This window comes from Hymenobacter ginkgonis, from assembly GCF_009755225.1.
Lineage (GTDB): Bacteria > Bacteroidota > Bacteroidia > Cytophagales > Hymenobacteraceae > Hymenobacter > Hymenobacter ginkgonis.
Genome location: NZ_WQKZ01000001.1, coordinates 331965 through 349323, shown reverse-complemented (window position 1 = coordinate 349323; position 17359 = coordinate 331965). Strand labels below are relative to the sequence as shown.

The window sequence follows — 17359 nt, the reverse complement described above, 5'->3', positions numbered from 1 at the left end:
ATACGGTTAGTTATTAGGTGCGCCGGCGGCAACCCACTGGCGCAAGTGGCCGATATCGCAGTCCGACAGCTTGGCGCCGCCCTGGGGCATGGCCGGGAAGCCGGGGTCGTGGTTGACGGTGCCAAGCAGGCTGCCGTTGGTGGCCACAGCTTTCACCTGGGCGTAAAGGCTCAGGTTCAGGCCGCTAGCGAGCTGGGTGCTGTTGTGGCACCGGGTGCACTGCTGCTGCAGCAGGGGCGCCACCGTGAGGGCGTAGGTGACGGGGCCAGGGTCGCAGCTGGGGGCCGGCAGCGGGCTGGCCGCGTACAGGTCCTCGCCGTTTTGCGAAGCGCAGGCCCCAAGCAAGCAGGCCGCGCTTGCCACTAGCAAGTATTTGATTAGCATAAGTTTATCGACAAAAACGTGGGGAAACAGCGGTGGTGGCCGGTGTAGGTGCACCGGCCACCAGCTGGCTTAAGGGGTAGCCACCGACCATATGTTGCCGATGCCATCGCCCTCTACCACGTTGCGCGTGGCGTTGTCGGGCGTGTAGTAGTACAGGGGTAGGCCCTTGTAAGTGGCCTGCGGCCGGGTGGTACCGTTGGCGCCGTCGGAGCGGGTAATGGTGCTAAAGTCGCTGGCTTTCAGCGCCGAAGGCAGGTTAGTAATAGCATCGGCATACACGGGCCAAGTGGCAATGCAGCCGCCCGTGCAGTTGGTAGACTGGGTGGCGGGGCTGGTCTTGTCTTTGCCGAAGGTGTAGAGTGTGCGGCCCTGATTGTCAATGAGAAAGCTTTTGGAGCTGGTGACGTTGGTAGTCTTGTTGGTGACGTTGGTGAAGGCCAGCAGCAGCGAATAGTCGGGGCGCATCGTGAACCATACGTTGCCGACTTTGTCGCCGGTTACCTGGCCGGGTTTTTCGCGCACAAACTGGCCGCTGGCGTCGGCCGGGGCGTAGTAGTACATGGGCCAGCCTTTGTAGGTGGTTTGCGGCTGCCCCCCACTGGTGGTGATGGTGGCAAAGTCGCTGGCTTTCAGGCCATCGCCCACTATTAGGTTGGGCTCGTAGTAGATGGGCCACACGCTAGCACAGCCGCCGGTGCAGTTGTTGGTGCCCGACAGGTCGCGGCTGAAATAGTACACCGTGTTGCCGGCCGCGTCCACCAAGTGGGGGCCTACTACGGCATCAGACGCGAGCTGAATGGTGGGCGTCGGCGTGGGCGGCGTGTCGTCCGATTTGTGGCAGCTGCCCAGGCCCAGGGCCACGCTGGCCAGCAGGGCAGCGCACCAGGCTACGAGGCGGGTGGGCCGGGCATAGGAGGATTGTCCAAGCATGATGATGATTGGTAAAGAGTTGACAATAAGAAAAATGGAGGCGAGCTAGCGGGCTACGAGCCAGCACCTGCCGGGCCCAGCAGAAATGCAGCCCCTACCCAGGCCAGCCGGCCGGAGGGAGGGCCCCGCCGCGAACGGAGCCCAGAAAAAGCAAGAGAAAAGCCGAGAGAAAACGGGTGCCCACCCGGCACCCAGGCGGCAGCGCGCCGGCTACCGAAACAAGCTGTACTTCAGGGAAAAGGAGAGGCCCGCGCTGCTCAGCCGAACCTGCCCGGCCCCTACCCCACCCAGCGGCACCTGCCAAAACGGCTCGGCTTGCAGCGCCCAGCGGGCCCCCAGCGGCCGCTCGATGCCCGCCGAAAAGCTGAGCACACTCAGAAAACTATTGGACCCCTTGACAACGTGCGCCTCCTTGGTGAACGTTTGGCCGTTCATCATCCAGTCGTAGCTGTAGCGCTCGTCGCGCATCAGCAGCGAGGTGGCTCCGAGGCTGGCAAACACCGTGTAGCTGTGCCGGCGCAGCACATCAACCCGTAAATCGAGGGGAATTTCGGTGATGCGGCAATTGGCATCTACTTGGTAATCAGCGGCAAACCACTGCCACGACGCCGGCGCCTGGTAGTCGGAGCTGGCAGCACTGTAGCGCTTCTGGCTGCTGATTAGGCCCGTGCGCACCCGCAGCCGGGGCGTAAGCCGGTACTCCACAGTCAGGCCAAAGTCGCCGCCCAGCCGGGCGGTTTGGGCCGTGCGCACCGCGCTCACGGAAGGCGCGCCCACTACCCCCACTAGGAGCCGGTAGGCCATTGGCGCCAGCGGGCGCTGCTCGGGGTGAGCCGAGTCGGCGGCGGGGCGGGCCAGGTGCGCCAGGGTATCGGGCAGGGGCACCAGGGCCATAGCCAGCAGGCGCCGGACAGCCAATTGCGCCACCGAATCGGGTTGAGCGGCCGCCGCGGATGTTACCGGCTGCTCTAGTTCGGTTTTCGGCGGGTTTACTTCTGCGTAGTCAGCGGTTATTTCTGCTGCTGCGGTATGCGTGCCCGCTGCTGGCAGCGCAGCAAAAGCACCTGTTGCGCTGTCTCTTGCTTTCAACAGAACATGACGAGGCTGGGAGCCGATTGCATAGGTACGATTGGCTAGCAATTTCTTATTCCTCTTATCCAGCAACGACTGCTGCGAATTTATTACCCCCGCCAAAGCCAGCGGAACGTGGCCAAGAGCGGCGCGAGGCGCAGGCGCACTGCTAGCCGCAGTGGCCGCCTGTGGCACTGCTGTAGCTGCTGGTACTGAGCCCACTACACGCCGGTTACTTGCCTCGGCCGCGTGAAGGAGGATAGGGCGATGCGCAGCCCACGTAGTACCGGCCAAGGCAGCTTGGCCCGCTGGCGCGGTCTGCTGCGCGTGGCCAGCCAGAGCGGGGCGCCCGGCCGAGCGCTCGGGCAGCGCCCGGTGGCTGGCGGTAGTTGCCAAAGGCGCGAGGCGGTAGCCCTGCCAGAGCAGCAGCAGCACCGCAACGGCCTCGATGGCCAGCCCGCGCACCACCTTGCGGCGCAGCTGCTGGGTAGTGGTGGCAGCATCTAGCTTCGCCGCCATGCGGTCCCAATCCGCAGGCGGGACGGGCCCGGTCGGATAGGATTCCGCCCCGCGCCGAAACAACGAGTCTAGCTCCTCATCTGACATAGTGGGCGTAGGCATGGTGGTGGTTGCGTTTAAGAATATTTTTGAGAGTAGCCCTGGCCTTGAATAAGTTGGACTTGGAAGTACCTACCGAAATGTGCAGCTGGTCCGCGATTTCTTCGTGCGAGTAGCCGTCAATGACATGGAGGTTAAACACGGCCCGGCTGGCCGGTGGCAGCTCGCTAATGAGCCGCAGCAGTTCATCAAACGAGAGCGTATCGAGCGGGGTGTGCCCGTCGGCGGCGTGGGTCGGCTCTACTTCGTCGAGGCTGGCATGGAAGGCATGGCGGTGAGTAGCCCGAAACTGGTCGATGGCGCTGCGCACCATGATGCGGTGCAGCCAGCCGCGCAGCGAGCCGGCCAGGTCGGGGTAGCGGGTAGTATCGAAGCGAGGCAATTCTTGAAAGACTTTCAGAAAGCCATCGTTCACGGCTTCTACCGCCGTGTCGCGGTCGTGCAGGTAGCGCAGGCAGATGCTAAGGGCAAAGGCATAGTACTCCTGGTAGAACTGGCGCTGGCTAGGCCGGTCTAGTCCCCGGCATCCGGCGAGCATCTCGGTAAGCTGGACAGGAGTAGGACTAGGCATAACCAGGGGTGGCAAAATATCATGTCTGACTGCTTGCTACTACCTAACTCGGACCGACTTTCGAAAAGGTTGCCGTTATGATACAAAAAATTACTAGGATTCTTAAATTACTTTTCCTACCCCTAACCAGCCGGGCCCCCACAAAAACACCCGTCTGAAATCAGACGGGTGTTTTTGTGGGGGCCCGGCTTTGGGAGGTGCGGTTTTTATTCGGACAGGGCCGACGGGCCGCTAGTCCCAGTGCGCCAAATGCTGGTCGAGCAGCTCGCGCAAGTCGAGCAGGCGGCGGCCTACCTGGGCCAGGCTATCGATGGGCACTGGCACCTTTGTGCCGTGGCGGGCAAACATATAGCGCACCAGCGCTGTGAGGGCCTGCACTTCTTCTTGCAGCTGCGCACGCAGGGGCACCCAGCACGCCTTGCCCCCATCGGGCTGGCTGAGGCACAGGTGCCGCACGGCCACCGTTTGGCTCACCAGCGCCGCCAACTGCTCCAAAATGCGCTGCTCGTCGGGGCTAAACGTGCGGGGCTGCCGGTCGATGATGCACAGGGAGCCGATGTTGCGGTGGTCGGGCATGCGCAGGGGCGCCGCCGCGTAAAAACGTATGTGATTGATGCGGGCCGCCTGGGCAGCTTGCGCCGTAATGTGCGGGTCTTGCTCCAGCGACAAGTCTTGGTAAACCACGGCTTTATTGTGCAAAATCGCCGTCGAGCACAGGGCCTCTTCGCGGGGCTGCGCCTCGTTGTCGGGCATCCCGTAATTGGCTTTATACACTACCTCCACTTCATCGACGAGGGCAATCAGCGAGATGGGCAGGCTAAAGATGCGGGCCGCAAGCGCCACAAACTCATCAAACACTGCTTCATTCAAAGAGTGCAAAATGTCATAATGCTGCAGGCTGCGTAAGCGCTCAGCCTCGTCGGGCGGAAGTAGGGTAGCAGGTATAGCAGCCATATAACGTTAATAAGCGTGTTCTTCTTTTTACAAACGTACACTAAACCAAGTAAATACAAAAAACTAACTACTTCGGAATCTTGGTTAATATCTTAATTTTCAACAAGATAAGTAGCCAATAATTTTCTCAAGCCAAAAAATAGCTGCGCTAGTACTCGCGCGCCCTACCTCGCTGCGCAGCAGCCAATTCGAGCGCCCAAGCGCTGGCTGAAGTCGCTGTTTTCGCCGACCCGTAAACTACAGTTTAAAATTGGTTTAATACAAAAAGCGCCTCAGCCGCATGGCTGAAGCGCTAGTGTAACAAGCCAGGCCTTCGCACTGCCGCGTGGCTAGGGAGCTACTCGATGGGGGTGAGGGGGGTAGGCGCCGGCGCAGAGGAAGCCGTGGGGCGTTTAGCAGCCGCAGGGCGGCGCGTGGGGGCAGCTAGCGTAGTCAGCGAGGGTTTGGGGCGGGCAGCTTTGCGGGGCGGCTCGGGCGGGGTAGCGGGGGTAGGCACCGGGGCTAGCTCGGCAGTGGGCGGGGCGGGGTGGCGGCGCTGCTTGATAAGCTGCTTGGCCAGGCGCTTAATACTTTTTTGGAGGGGCTTGGCGAGGCTGGTAGCACCTTCGGGCACCGGCCCTAGGTAGGGCTGCAACACCGTAACAAGCTCGGCAGCCAGGGTTTTGCGGGCTTGCTTGGCCGTGGGAGGCGCTAAGGGCGGGGCGGGTTTCGCGGGTTTTGCGGCCTTACGCTGCTGCTTGGCGAGCTGCTTGGCCAGTTTGTGCAGGGTTTTAGCCACGGCTTTGGGGCGCTGGGTGGTGACTGCAACGGGTTCGAGGCCGAGGTGCGGGGCCACAGCGGCTACCAGCTGGTCGGACAGGACTTTTTTAGATTTACTCATACCAGGAAAGAAAAAAGGGATTGGGCGGGAATAACGAGAACTTGCAGCGCAACTATACTTATTTGGCACCTTACTAAAGCGGTGGCGAGTAAGCCAGCTAGCCGGGGCAAAACAGCCAGGCCGCCGTACTACGCCCGCTGCGCCAGTCGGCTTTTGCCAACCAACTGTTCGGCGGGTAAGTTTTGTGGGCCGTTCGGCTGCCGGGCAAGCTTACGCTTACGGGCAGCACCAGGCGCTGCTGGCCTACCCTACCCCGGTTGGGGCGCTAGTAGCTGGCCATATCCTGGTCGAGGTAGCACCAGGCCCAGTGCTCGCCGGGCTGGGCCGAGGTAATAACCGGGTGCTGCGTGGCGTGGAAGTGCTTGGTCGCGTGCTTGTTTTTGGAATCGTCGCAGCAGCCTACGTGGCCGCACTGCTGGCAGATGCGCAGGTGCACCCAGGTGTCGCCCAGGGCCACGCACTCGGGGCACACGTGGCGGGTATCGTGCTTCAGATGAGCTACATCGAGTGCAGTAAGGTGCGAGCAGAGCGTTTCCATAGGCGAAGGGGGTAGGGTGAGGGCCGGCAGCACTAGCCTGCCACTGGCAAGGTAGCACTACCCAGCAAATTTTTGCCCACCTTGGCCCGCCCGCCACTTATAGCCGAGACGGGGCCACGCCATACGTTTTTTTGAAGGCAAACGAGAAGTGTGATAAGTCTTCAAACCCTACCGCCAGGTACACTTCGGATGGTGCCTGGCCTTTTTCCTTTATCAAATAATGGGCCTCCTGCAAGCGGCGCTGCTGGAGCCAGCGGCTGGGCGAGCTCCGAAATATCTTCTCGAAATCGCGCTTGAAGGTGGCCAAGCTTCGACCGGTGAGGTAGGCGAAGCGCTTCAGGGCTACATTGAAGCGAAAGTTTTGGCTCATAAAGGCTTCCAAGTCGATTTTGCCGGGCGCTGCAAAGTCAAAAAGCACGTCGCGCAGCTCGGGGTTGGCTTGCAGCAGTAGCAGCACGGCCTCGCGCACTTTGAGGGCCAGCAGGTGCTCGTTGCCGGGCTGCTGCAAGTGCTCGTAGGGCCGCAGCGACGCCACAAAGCTGCGATAAAGTGGCGTGGCGGGCAGCCGCCGAATGCCGCCCGCGCCGCCCACCGGCGGCGGGGCAGCCTGGTAGCCATAATCGAGGCTGATGCGGCGCAGCGTTTCCTGGTCGAGGTACACCGACAAAGCCTGAAACTCGCCCCCGGCGGGCGGCTGCTTGCTGAATTTCACCAGTTGGTTGCGCTGGCAAAACCGAAAATCGCCCTCCTCAAACGTGTGCGCGCCGTGCCCATCAGTCATGGTAAGCGAGCCGGCCAGCTGGTAGCCAAAAATGTGCTCGGGCACAAACTGCTCGCCCTCCCGGCTGCGGGCCACGTAGCACGAATACTGGATGGCGGACCGGCTCGGGCCGGCGGCGGAGCTGAACATAGGAAGTAGCCAAAGGGAGAAAAACAAACCCCAGCCCGCTGGGCTGGGGTAGGGCAGTTTACGAATTACCTTTCAAGCCGGTATACGCTTGGCCTGCTGTAGTTTCCAGAAAACTAACAGCTTCGTCGTGGTCGGTAGAAATGCTGACGGGCAGCCACTTTTCCAGTTCGGCTAGTTTCTCGGCTTCGGCTTGCTTGACGATGCCCACGGCTTCGCTGCCGAGGAGCAAATGAATGGGCGGCTCGGGGCTTTCGACCAGGTTAAGCAGGACTTGCGCGGCCTTATCGGGGTCGCCCATCGGCACAAACTGGCCACTGGCAAAGAAATCGGCGCGCCAGCCCACGGTGGTTTCGTAGCCTTCTACTGGCGCGGCGTAGGTCATGGAAGCGCCGGCCCAGTCGGTGCGAAAGCCGCCCGGCTCGACGCAGGTTACGCGGATGCCCAATGGCGCTACTTCCTTAGCCAGCGCCTCGCTGAAGCCGCCTAGCCCAAACTTGGCGGCCTGGTAGATGGAAACACCCGCCCCGCCCACGCGCCCGCCCACCGAGCTGATTTGCAGGAGGTGGCCCGCCCGCTGGCGCCGCAAATGCGGCAGCACAGCCCGCGTAATGGCGATGGGAGCATACAGATTAGTTTCGAGCTGGCTGCGCACCTGCGCCTCGGTAAAGGCCTCGGCCGCGCCAATGATGCCAAAGCCAGCATTGTTCACCACCACGTCGAGGCGGCCGAAGTGGGCCACGGCGGCCGCTACGGCGGCTTCAATCTGGGCCGGGTTGGTCACGTCGAGCGGCAGGGGTAGGATGCGGGCGCCATACTGCGCCACGAGGTCGGCTAGCTGCTCGGGCTGGCGCGCGGTGGCGGCTACTTGGTCGCCGTGGGCCAGCACGGCGGCGGTTAGGCTCCGGCCCAGCCCCCGCGAGCTGCCGGTAATAAACCATACATTACTCATGATTTTGAGAGGGGTTAAGTTCTCTGCAAAGGTCTGGCTGCACACAGCCAGGCACTTTGTTAAGCAGCTCAAACTTGGTTTGTTGTACGGCTCACCCGGGAATGCAACCCTAGCCCAGAGGCGTATTGCCACACCCAGCTACGGCAGTAAAAACCGAAAGCCCTACCCCCTCAACCTGAGTCGAGGGGGTAGGGCTTTCTAACTTAAAGCAAACAGGGTGTCGGCTTATGCTTCCTGCTTCAGCGAGGCCATGTCAATGACGTAGCGGAAGCGTACTTCCTCGTCCTGCATCTGGCTGTAGGCATCGTTGATATATTGAATATCAATGGCCTGCGTTTCGGGCAAGATATTGTGCTCGGCGCAGAAATCCAGCACTTCCTGGGTTTCGGCGATGCTGCCGATGATGGAGCCGGCCACCGAACGGCGGTGCATAGCTACCTCTTGGTTATTCAGGGGCAGCTTATACGGCCCCAGCAGGCCCACCGTGGTAATGACGCCGTTGCGCTTGGCCAGCTTCACGTAGTCGTTCACGTCGAAGGCATCGGGGATGGTGATGAGGATGAGGTCGAACTGCAACTCGTGGGCTTCCATGGCCTTCGAGTCGGTCGAAATCAGTATTTCGTGAGCGCCTAGTTGCTCGGCGGCTTCGCGCTTCTTCTCGTCGCGCGTTACGGCCGTTACGGTGGCGCCCAGGGCGCGGGCTATTTGCACGGCCATGTGGCCCAGGCCGCCAATGCCCACCACGGCCACGCTTTTGCCGGGGCCAGCACCCCAATATTTGAGTGGCGCATACGTCGTAACGCCCGCGCACAAAATGGGCGCGGCGGCCGCGATGTCCAGCGCTTTGGGAATGCTAAGCACGAACGATTCCTTCACCACAATGTCCGTCGAATAGCCGCCGAAGGTGTTAAAATCCTTGTTCTGGGGCTTCATGTAGCCGTTGTAGGTGGCCGTCCAGCTCACGGGGCCTTCGCAGTAGTTTTCCTCCTTTTCTTGGCAGGCAGGGCACACGCCGCACGAGTCTACCATGCAGCCCACACCCACCACGTCGCCCACCTTAAACTTGCTAACGCTGCTGCCAGCTTCCACCACACGGCCCACAATTTCGTGGCCCGGCACGCAGGGATAAATCGTGTTGTGCCAGTCGTTTTTCACCTGGTGTAGGTCGGAATGGCACACGCCGCAGTAGAGAATCTCGATGTGTACTTCGTCGGCCTTGGGCGCGTAGCGCTCCACTTCCATCTCGGAAAGGCTGTTGAGGATAGAGTTACTAGCTCCGTAGGCTTTGACTTTGTAGGCTTCCATAAGGACTGGTTAGAAAAGGGAGTGGCGTGGCGAAAACCCGCGCCAGCCGGGCTGGGCGCGAATTCTTCGTCCTAACGTATACTCTTGGAAGAGGTTGGGCCTTTTCACCTGCCTCGCCTACGCAGTGGCGGTGGAGCGGCGCTGCACCAGTTCCGAGTTCAGCACCACGCTCTGGCTGGGCGAAATGGCGCGTTTTTTCTCCACGGCTTGCAGCAGAATGCGGGCCGCCTCGCGGCCAATGTCGTGGGCGGGCTGGGTGATGGTGGTGAGCGGCGGGTCGAAAAGCGACACGCTTTCGAGGTTGGAAAAACCCACCACTTTCACATCCTCCGGAATGCGGCGGCCCAGCTGCCGGCACACGTGGTAGGCACTGACGGCCAAGCGCTCGACGGAAGCAAAAATGCCGTCGATATCGGGCCGGTGCTGCATCAGGTCCTGGAGCCGGCCCACGTTCTGCTCGTTGTTCATGGTGCCAGCCAGGATGAGGTCGGGGTCGGGGGGTAGGCCGTGGGCGTGCAGGGCATCGCGGTAGCCTTGCAGGCGGTTGCGGCCAATGGATAGGTTATTGGAAATCAGCAGGTGGGCAATGTGCCGGCAACCCGCGGCCAGCAGGTGCTCGGTGGCCTGGTAGCTGCTCTCGTAGTCGTTGGTAGTAACCTGGGCAGTGGCGATTTCACTGCGCACGCGGTCAAAAAACACCAGCGGAATATTGGCATCCCGCAGGCTGCGAATGTGGGCCGTGTCCTCGGTGCCGCTGGCCACCGACATCAAAATGCCATCGACGCGCCCGCCCTTAAGGTGCTGAATGATGGCGACTTCGCGGGCATAGTCGTCGTGGGTGAGGTAGATGAGCACGTGGTAACCGCGCTGGCGGGCAGCCTCCTCAATGCCATTGATGGCCAGGGCAAAGAAGTGATTGGTGACTTTGGGGATGACGACCCCAATGGTTTTGCTTTGGTTGCGGCGCAGGCTGCTGGCGTAGGCATTGGGCTCGTAGTGCAGGGCCGTGGCCAGGGCGCGCACGCGCTCCTTGGTGGCGGCCGACACTTCGTAGCTGTCTTGCAGGGCGCGCGAAACCGTGGCGATAGACAGGTTCAGCTCTTCAGCCAAACGCTTGAGGTTCACGGGCTTCATAACTATAAGGCGGGTAGGCGGAATAAAAGCGTAGGGTAGCGAACGGATTTTTGGGCCCGGATAAATACCTGGCAATATAAGCGGCACAGCTGCCCGCCGGGCCCAGGGCGAGCCCAGCGGGCACCAGCTGAGTGTAAACGTTTACGTAAATAAATCCCCGTTTTGGCAGCTGAACAACAGGCGAACAGGTGGTACTTCGCAGGGCAGAAAGCTATTAAAAGCCTCACGGGCAGCTAGTCGTTCCCTACCCTTCAGTAAGGAGCCAAGCTCCGCCAGCTGCTACCTGCCGCTTCTTCGAAATCTATTTTCCCACCCTCCTATGACAGCTTCTCTACGCTCGGCGCGTTGGCGCTACGTACGGCCCCTGGTACTGCTTCCGGCGCTTAGCCTGAGTACCGGGGCTACCCTGCTGGCGGCGCCGCGGCCCGCCTCCTACCCTACTGCGGTGCTGGCCGATATCACCATCACCGGGCAGGTGCTCGACGAGAAAGGCCAGGGCCTGCCCGGCGTCAACGTCATCGTGAAGGGCACCAGCAACGGCGTGCAAACTAATGCCAGCGGCGCCTACCGCATTGTGGCCCCGGCCAACGCCACCCTGATATTCTCGTTCGTGGGCTACCTGGCCTCCGAAGTGGCGGTGGATGGCCGCACCACCGTCAATACCTCGCTCAGGGCGGATGCCCAAAGCCTTAACGAGGTAGTAGTGGTAGGCTACGGCGCCCAGGAGCGCAAGCTGCTGGCCACGTCCATTTCCACCATTTCGGCTCGCAACGTGGAGCTGGTGCCGGTGGCCACGCCTAGCGAGGCGCTGGTAGGCCTGGTGGCGGGCGCCCAAATCACGGAGCCCACCGGCGAGCCGGGCGCCCCGGCCACTATCCGCATTCGCGGGCTGGGCTCTATCTCGGCCGGCAACAGCCCGCTGTACGTGGTAGATGGCTACCCCCTCAACAGTTCGGATAGCTTCAGCCAGATTCCACCCACCGACATCGAGTCAATTCAGGTGCTGAAGGATGCGGCGGCGTGCGCTATTTATGGTTCGCGCGGCGGCAACGGCATTATTATCGTGACCACCAAGCACGGCGTGGTGGGCAAAACCAAGTTTGCGGCCAATGTGTACACCGGCTTCCAAACGGTGAGCAAGCGCGTGGACGTGCTCAACGGCCCGCAGTACCTAGACTACCTCAAGGAAGGTTTTGCCAACGCCAACCGCACGATTCCGGCGGCCCTGCTGGCCGACCCCAGCACCTACGCCAACACCGATTGGCAGGACGAGATTTTCCGGACCGGCATCCAGAGCAACTACCAGGTGTCGGCGTCGGGGGGTAGCGACAAAACGCGTTTTTACGTATCGGGTGGCTATTTCAAGCAGAAGGGCATTGTGGAAGGCACCGGCTTCGACCGCTTTTCGCTGCGCGCCAACTACGACGCGCAGCTGTCGGATAAGGTAAAGCTGACGGTGAACTTCGCGCCCTCGTTTTCGCGCACCGATACCAAGCCGCTGTCGGGCAACTTCAACAACGCTACCATCTCGGGCGGCGGGCCGAGCAACGTGCCGGCGGCCATCACCAGCGCCCTCATTGCGCCGCCAATCTTCCCGGTGCGCATCGCCAACGGCGACTACTCGCTGACGACGAACGCGCTGGGTGGCAACGCTATCTCGTCGGGCCTGTTCAACGCTGTGGCGCCGCTCGACCTCTACCAAGACCGCACCAACCTCGCACGGGGCCTGGGCAACGTGGCGCTCGACTACGTGATTTTCAAGGGACTGACATTCCGCACCAACGCCGGGGCCGAGCTGCTCAACAGCCGCCGCGCCTGGTACATCCCCGCTACCCTGCCCACCAACGCGCAAGCGCGGGCCAACCTGTCGAACCCGATTCTGGCCAACATCGACGCCCGCCAGCTCAATAGCACCAACTACAATTGGCTGTGGGAGAACACACTGACGTATAACCACACCTTCGCCACCGACCACAACCTGACGCTGCTGGCTGGCTACTCGGCCCAGCGCAACACCCTGGAAGGCAGCAACGTATTTGGCCAGAGCGGCACCTATACCAACACGGCCATCGACTACGCCACGGCGGCGGGCCAGCTGTTTGGCTCGGCCTCGTACACAGCCAACTCGCTGAGCTCGGCCTTCGGGCGGCTCGACTACGCCTTTAAGGAGCGCTACATCATCACGGCTGCGCTGCGCACGGATGGCTCGTCGCGCTTCGGCCCCGACAACCGCTACGCCACGTTCCCTTCGGTGGCACTGGCCTGGCGCGCGGGCGAGGAAAATTTCATCAAGCGCTTTCCGGTCATTAGCGAGTTGAAAGTGCGCGGCAGCTTCGGCGTGACGGGCAACAACAACATCGGCGACTACACTTACCAGAGCTACCAGACGGCCGCCAACTACGTGTTTGGCGCCAACACCGGGGCCCGCGTCTTCGGCTTCGCCCCCAACGGCGTGAACGTGCGCGACCTCACCTGGGAAACTAATACGCAGTACGACGCGGGCTTCGACCTGGGCTTCTTCCACGACCGCATTTACCTGACGGCCGCCGCCTACCAGCGCAACACCACCAACCTGCTGCTCAACCGCAACGTGCCCGCCGTGATTGGCTATACCACCCGCACCTTCGGCAACGTGGGTGAGGTGCGCAACCGCGGCCTGGAGTTCCAGCTCAACACGGCCAACCTCGTGGGCCACGGCTTCACCTGGAGCACGTCGGCCAACATTTCGGTCAACCGCAACCAGGTGATGGCCCTCAGCGGCGCCACCGACCAGATTCTCTACGACGCCGTGTTTGGCTACACCAGCTCCATTCGGGTGGTGCCGGGCCAGCCGCTGGGCGCCTACTACGGCTACGAGCAAATTGGCGTGTATAAAGACCAGGCCGACGTGGATGCCAGCGCCAAGTGGGCCAGCGGCGGCTCGGCCCCCGGCGACCTCAAGTTTAAGGACATCAACGGCGACGGCGTTATCGACTCGAAGGACATTACCCAGATTGGCAACCCGTTTCCGAAGTTCACCTACGGCATGGTCAACACCTTCGGCTACAAGAACTTCTCGCTGTCGGTAACCATTCAGGGCTCGCAGGGCAACGACATCTTGTACGCCGGCGACCGCTACGTCAACAACTTTCCGGCCCAGGCCAACGCTCGCACCAACGTGCTCGGCCGCTGGCACTCGCCCACCGACCCCGGCAACGGCTGGGAGCCCCGCGTGACCTCCACGGCCCCGTCGTCGCTCACCTCGTTTAGCTCGCACTACGTGTTCGACGGCTCCTTCCTGCGGGTGCGTACCGTGAACCTGCGCTACGCCCTGCCCGAAGCTATAGTCGGCAAAGTGGGCCTGGCCAGCGCCAGCGTGTACGCCGCCGCCCAAAACCTCTTCACCTTCACCAGCTACTTCGGCTACAACCCGGAGGCCAACCTCTACGGCAATACCACGGCGCCCACCTACGGCGTCGACCAGGGGTCGTACCCCATGGCCCGCACCGTCACGCTCGGGGTAACAATTGGTTTCTAAGTAGTTTAATCACAAGTAGCTATGCGCTTGAAAAGCAATTTTGCCGCAGCCGGCCTGGTGGGCCTGCTCGGCCTGACGACCCTTGCCACCACCTCGTGCAACAAGGATTTTATTGACCTCAACGACCCTACCCGCGTTCCTACCTCGGAGACGTACCAGGACTCGCTCAGCATTGCCACCGGCGTAGTGGCTGCCTACTCGACCCTGCAAGACATTTATGGCAAGCTGAACACCAACATCGGCCTGTTTGCCTTCACCGAAGTGCCGTCCGACAACAGCTACTCGGTGGTCGACGGGCAGGGGGTAGGCGAGTTTGAGTACTTCACCTACACCTCCGGCAACGGCCGCATCCAGAGCCAGTGGGCGGCCACCTACCGCGCCGTGGCCCGCTGCAACGTGATTCTGAGCCGCGCGCCCGCCGTGAAGCTCACCGCCGCCACCCGCAACCGCTACCTGGCCGAAGTCAAATTCATTCGGGCCCTGGCCTACTTCGACGCCGTGCAGATATGGGGTGATATTCCGCTGGTAACGGGCGAAATCGCCACCATTTCCGATGCCTACACCTTCGGCCGCACGCCGGCCGCCACGGTGTACGCTCAGATTGAAAAAGACCTGATGGAGGCCCAGGCCGACTTACCCGTGTCGTACACGTCGGCCAACGACCTAGGCCGCGTAACCAAAGGCGCCGCCCGCGGCCTGCTCGGCAAGGTGTACCTCACCGAAAAGAAGTACGCCCTGGCCGAATCGACGCTGCGCTCCTTCCTGACTGACTACGACAACACCACCTACAAGCTGCAACCCAACTACGCCGACATCTTCTTGACCACCAATGAGGTGAACTCGGAAATCATCTTTGCGGTGCGCTACTCGAAGGGTGGCCTGGGGGTAGGGAGCCCGTTCACCAACTTCTTCGCCCCGACTTCGGCCCAGTCGGGCGGCAGCGGCGCCAGCCAGTACAACTCGGCTCGCCAAGACTTGCTGGACGCCTTTAAGGCCAGCGGCACCGCCGACACCCGCGCCGTGGCCTCCTACGGCGGCCCCGTGACGGTGACCGGCCAGCCCACGTACTACACCAAGAAGTACATGGACGTGCCTACCACCACCGGCGACGGCGAAAACGACTGGATAGTGCTGCGCCACGCCGACGTGCTGCTCATGTACGCTGAGGTGCTGAACGAGCTAGCACGCCCCACCGAAGCCGTGCCCTACCTCAACCGTGTGCGCACGCGGGCCGGCCTCGCGGGCGTAGCCACTACCCTTAGCCAAGCCGACTTGCGGCTGCAAATTGAGAAAGACCGCCGCTTGGAACTCAACTTTGAGGGCCACCGCTGGTTCGACCTGCTGCGCACTGGCCGCGCCCTGAGCGTGATAAATGCGCACTTCGCCACCTACCAGATTAAAGTAGGTGCCAGCGTGGTGCAGTTGCAGCCCTTCCAATTGCTGTTTCCGCTGCCGATTCAGGAAATCCAGACCAACCCCGTGTTGACGCAGAACCCCGGCTACAATTAATGTGCGACGGCGAATTAAATGAAGGAGTAAGAAGCAAATGAGTTGAGCTGCATAGTAATTCAAAAAAAAATTACTTAGACCGTCCGGCTGAGCTTGTCGAAGCAGCTCTACCGCTTCATTGCAACGAAGCAGTAGAGTTGCTTCAACAAGCTCAGCCGGACGGTCTCATGACTTGTCACATAATTTGATTTCTCCTTCTCAACTCAATACCCTGCCCTACCCCCCTCTATGCAGATAAGCTTTTGGCCCAAAACGCTGGCCGTCCTGGCGCTTTTTCTTACCCTTGGCGGCGCCGGCGTGCGCGCCCAGTCGGGCCTGATTCAGCAGGCGCCGGCCCGGCGCGTACTCAGCCTCAACGGCAGCTGGAACTACATCATCGACCCCTACGAAAACGGTTTCTACGACTACCGTCGCGAGGCGTTCGACCAGTCGAAAACTGGCAAAGGCGGCTACTACGACAACCAAAAGCCCAGCAATTCGCAGGAGCCCGAACTGATTGAGTACGACTTCGACCACTCGCCCGCCCTGCAAGTGCCCGGCGATTGGAACTCGCAAGACCCCAAGCTCTTGTACTACGAAGGCACTATCTGGTTTAAGAAGAATTTCAAGTTGACGCCCACGGCGGGCAAGCGGTATTTCATCTACTTCGGGGCCATCAACTACGAGGCGCACATCTACCTCAACGGCAAGAAGCTGGGCATGCACCGCGGCGGCTTCACGCCCATTCAGTACGAGGTGACGGGCAAGCTCGACCCGAGCGGCGACAACTTCGTGGTGGTGAAGGCCGATAACACCCGCCACGCCGACGCCGTGCCCACCATCAACACCGACTGGTGGAACTACGGCGGCATCACCCGCGACGTGTTTATTGCCGAAGCGCCCGGCACGTTCATCAAGGACTACGAAGTGCAGCTGGCCAAAAACGAGCCCGGTACCCTGGCCGGCTACGTGCAGCTAAACGGCGGGGGTAGGGCCGGCCAAACCGTGACGCTTAGCATTGCGGAGGCGGGCCTCAAGCAAACGGTAAAAACCGATACGGCGGGCCGCGCCACTTTCCGCCTGCCGGCCAAAAAACTAAGCTTGTGGTCGCCACGCAGCCCTAAGCTTTACGCCGTGAGCTTGACCAGCGGCCCCGACGTGGTACAGGACAAGATTGGGTTTCGCACCATCCAGACCAAGGGCCAGGATATTTTGCTGAACGGCAAATCGACGTTTATGCGCGGCATTTCTATCCACGATGAAAACCCGTTGATACCCGGCCGCGCCCGCGGCGAGGGCGACCTGCGCATGCTGCTCACCTGGGCCAAAGAGCTGGGCTGCAACTACGTGCGCCTAGCCCACTACCCCCACAACGAAGCCATGCTGCGCCTAGCCGACGAAATGGGCCTGCTCGTGTGGGCCGAAGTGCCGGTGTACTGGACCATCGCCTGGGAAAACCCCGCCACTTACCAAAACGCCGAAGCCCAGCTCTCGGACCTCATTTCGATGGGGAAAAACCGGGCCAGCATCGTGGTGTGGTCGGTGGGCAACGAGACGCCGCTCGGCGACCCGCGCCTAAAATTCATGACCAGCCTCATTAAAAAAGCGCGCAGTTTAGACGATACCCGCCTCGTGGCCGCCGCCCTGGAGCTACACCGCGAAGGCAGCACCGTGCACGTCGACGACCCGCTGGGCGAGTACCTCGACCTGACGAGCTTCAATGAATACGCCGGCTGGTACTGGGGCGGCATGCCGAGCGAAATCACGAAGTACAAGTTCGAGATTAAGTACAATAAACCCGTGATGATTAGCGAGTTTGGCGGCGATGCGCTGGCCGGTTACCACGGCGACGCCAACACCCGCTGGAGCGAGGAATACCAGGAGGCGCTGTACGTGAACCAGCTCAAGATGCTGGGCGCCATCCCCGGCCTGCGCGGTATGACGCCCTGGATATTGACCGACTTCCGCGCCACCCGCCGCCAGCACCCGGTGTACCAAAACGGCTTCAACCGCAAGGGCTTGATTTCGAGCACGGGCGTGAAGAAGAAGGCTTTCTACGTGTTGCAGGAATACTACCGCCAGCAGGCCGCGAAATACGACGGGAAATAAC

The 17359-nt window shown here is 61.4% G+C and carries 14 protein-coding genes; 3 read left to right on the top strand and 11 right to left on the bottom strand.

Features of this window, described 5'->3' with window-relative positions:
• Positions 1-6 precede the first annotated feature (6 nt).
• The 11 genes from GO988_RS01400 to GO988_RS01350 all read right to left on the bottom strand — a co-directional run bounded on the left by GO988_RS01400 (position 7) and on the right by GO988_RS01350 (position 10244).
• Complete coding sequence (locus tag GO988_RS01400) at positions 7-384, bottom strand: hypothetical protein (protein ID WP_157561744.1); 378 nt, start codon at positions 382-384, stop codon at positions 7-9.
• A 69-nt stretch (positions 385-453) separates the two neighbouring features.
• Complete coding sequence (locus GO988_RS01395; RefSeq protein ID WP_157561743.1) at positions 454-1314, bottom strand: hypothetical protein; 861 nt, start codon at positions 1312-1314, stop codon at positions 454-456.
• Between the two features lie 210 nt (positions 1315-1524).
• Complete coding sequence (locus tag GO988_RS01390) at positions 1525-3006, bottom strand: hypothetical protein (protein ID WP_157561742.1); 1482 nt, start codon at positions 3004-3006, stop codon at positions 1525-1527.
• Positions 2981-3574 (bottom strand): RNA polymerase sigma factor, encoded by a 594-nt coding sequence (locus GO988_RS01385; protein WP_157561741.1) that lies wholly within the window; start codon positions 3572-3574, stop codon positions 2981-2983. Before GO988_RS01385 ends, GO988_RS01390 begins: the two co-directional genes overlap by 26 nt.
• 231 nt (positions 3575-3805) lie before the next feature.
• Positions 3806-4528, bottom strand: coding sequence for a GAF domain-containing protein (locus tag GO988_RS01380; RefSeq protein WP_157561740.1), 723 nt, complete (start codon positions 4526-4528; stop codon positions 3806-3808).
• A gap of 337 nt (positions 4529-4865) precedes the next feature.
• Complete coding sequence (locus tag GO988_RS01375) at positions 4866-5408, bottom strand: hypothetical protein (RefSeq protein ID WP_157561739.1); 543 nt, start codon at positions 5406-5408, stop codon at positions 4866-4868.
• Between the two features lie 265 nt (positions 5409-5673).
• A complete protein-coding gene (locus tag GO988_RS01370) occupies positions 5674-5946 on the bottom strand; it encodes a UBP-type zinc finger domain-containing protein (RefSeq protein WP_157561738.1) in 273 nt (90 codons plus the stop codon).
• 97 nt (positions 5947-6043) lie between these two features.
• Positions 6044-6856 carry a helix-turn-helix domain-containing protein gene (locus GO988_RS01365; protein ID WP_157561737.1) on the bottom strand — a complete coding sequence of 271 codons (813 nt, stop codon included), beginning with the start codon at positions 6854-6856 and terminating at the stop codon, positions 6044-6046.
• A 58-nt stretch (positions 6857-6914) separates the two neighbouring features.
• Positions 6915-7805 carry an oxidoreductase gene (locus GO988_RS01360; protein ID WP_157561736.1) on the bottom strand — a complete coding sequence of 297 codons (891 nt, stop codon included), beginning with the start codon at positions 7803-7805 and terminating at the stop codon, positions 6915-6917.
• Positions 7806-8030: 225 nt separating this feature from the next.
• Complete coding sequence (locus tag GO988_RS01355) at positions 8031-9110, bottom strand: NAD(P)-dependent alcohol dehydrogenase (RefSeq protein ID WP_157561735.1); 1080 nt, start codon at positions 9108-9110, stop codon at positions 8031-8033.
• Positions 9111-9227: 117 nt separating this feature from the next.
• A complete protein-coding gene (locus tag GO988_RS01350; RefSeq protein WP_157561734.1) occupies positions 9228-10244 on the bottom strand; it encodes a LacI family DNA-binding transcriptional regulator in 1017 nt (338 codons plus the stop codon).
• Between the two features lie 319 nt (positions 10245-10563).
• Here GO988_RS01350 and GO988_RS01345 point away from each other — a divergent pair, with 319 nt between their 5' ends.
• The 3 genes from GO988_RS01345 (at position 10564) to GO988_RS01335 (ending at position 17358) form a co-directional block, all read left to right on the top strand.
• Entirely contained in the window at positions 10564-13761 is a 3198-nt protein-coding gene (locus GO988_RS01345) for a SusC/RagA family TonB-linked outer membrane protein (protein ID WP_157561733.1), read from the top strand.
• A 21-nt stretch (positions 13762-13782) separates the two neighbouring features.
• Positions 13783-15270, top strand: a complete 1488-nt coding sequence (locus GO988_RS01340; RefSeq protein ID WP_157561732.1) for a RagB/SusD family nutrient uptake outer membrane protein — start codon at positions 13783-13785, stop codon at positions 15268-15270.
• A gap of 228 nt (positions 15271-15498) precedes the next feature.
• Positions 15499-17358 (top strand): glycoside hydrolase family 2 protein, encoded by a 1860-nt coding sequence (locus GO988_RS01335; protein WP_157561731.1) that lies wholly within the window; start codon positions 15499-15501, stop codon positions 17356-17358.
• The last annotated feature ends 1 nt before the right edge of the window (position 17359 follow it).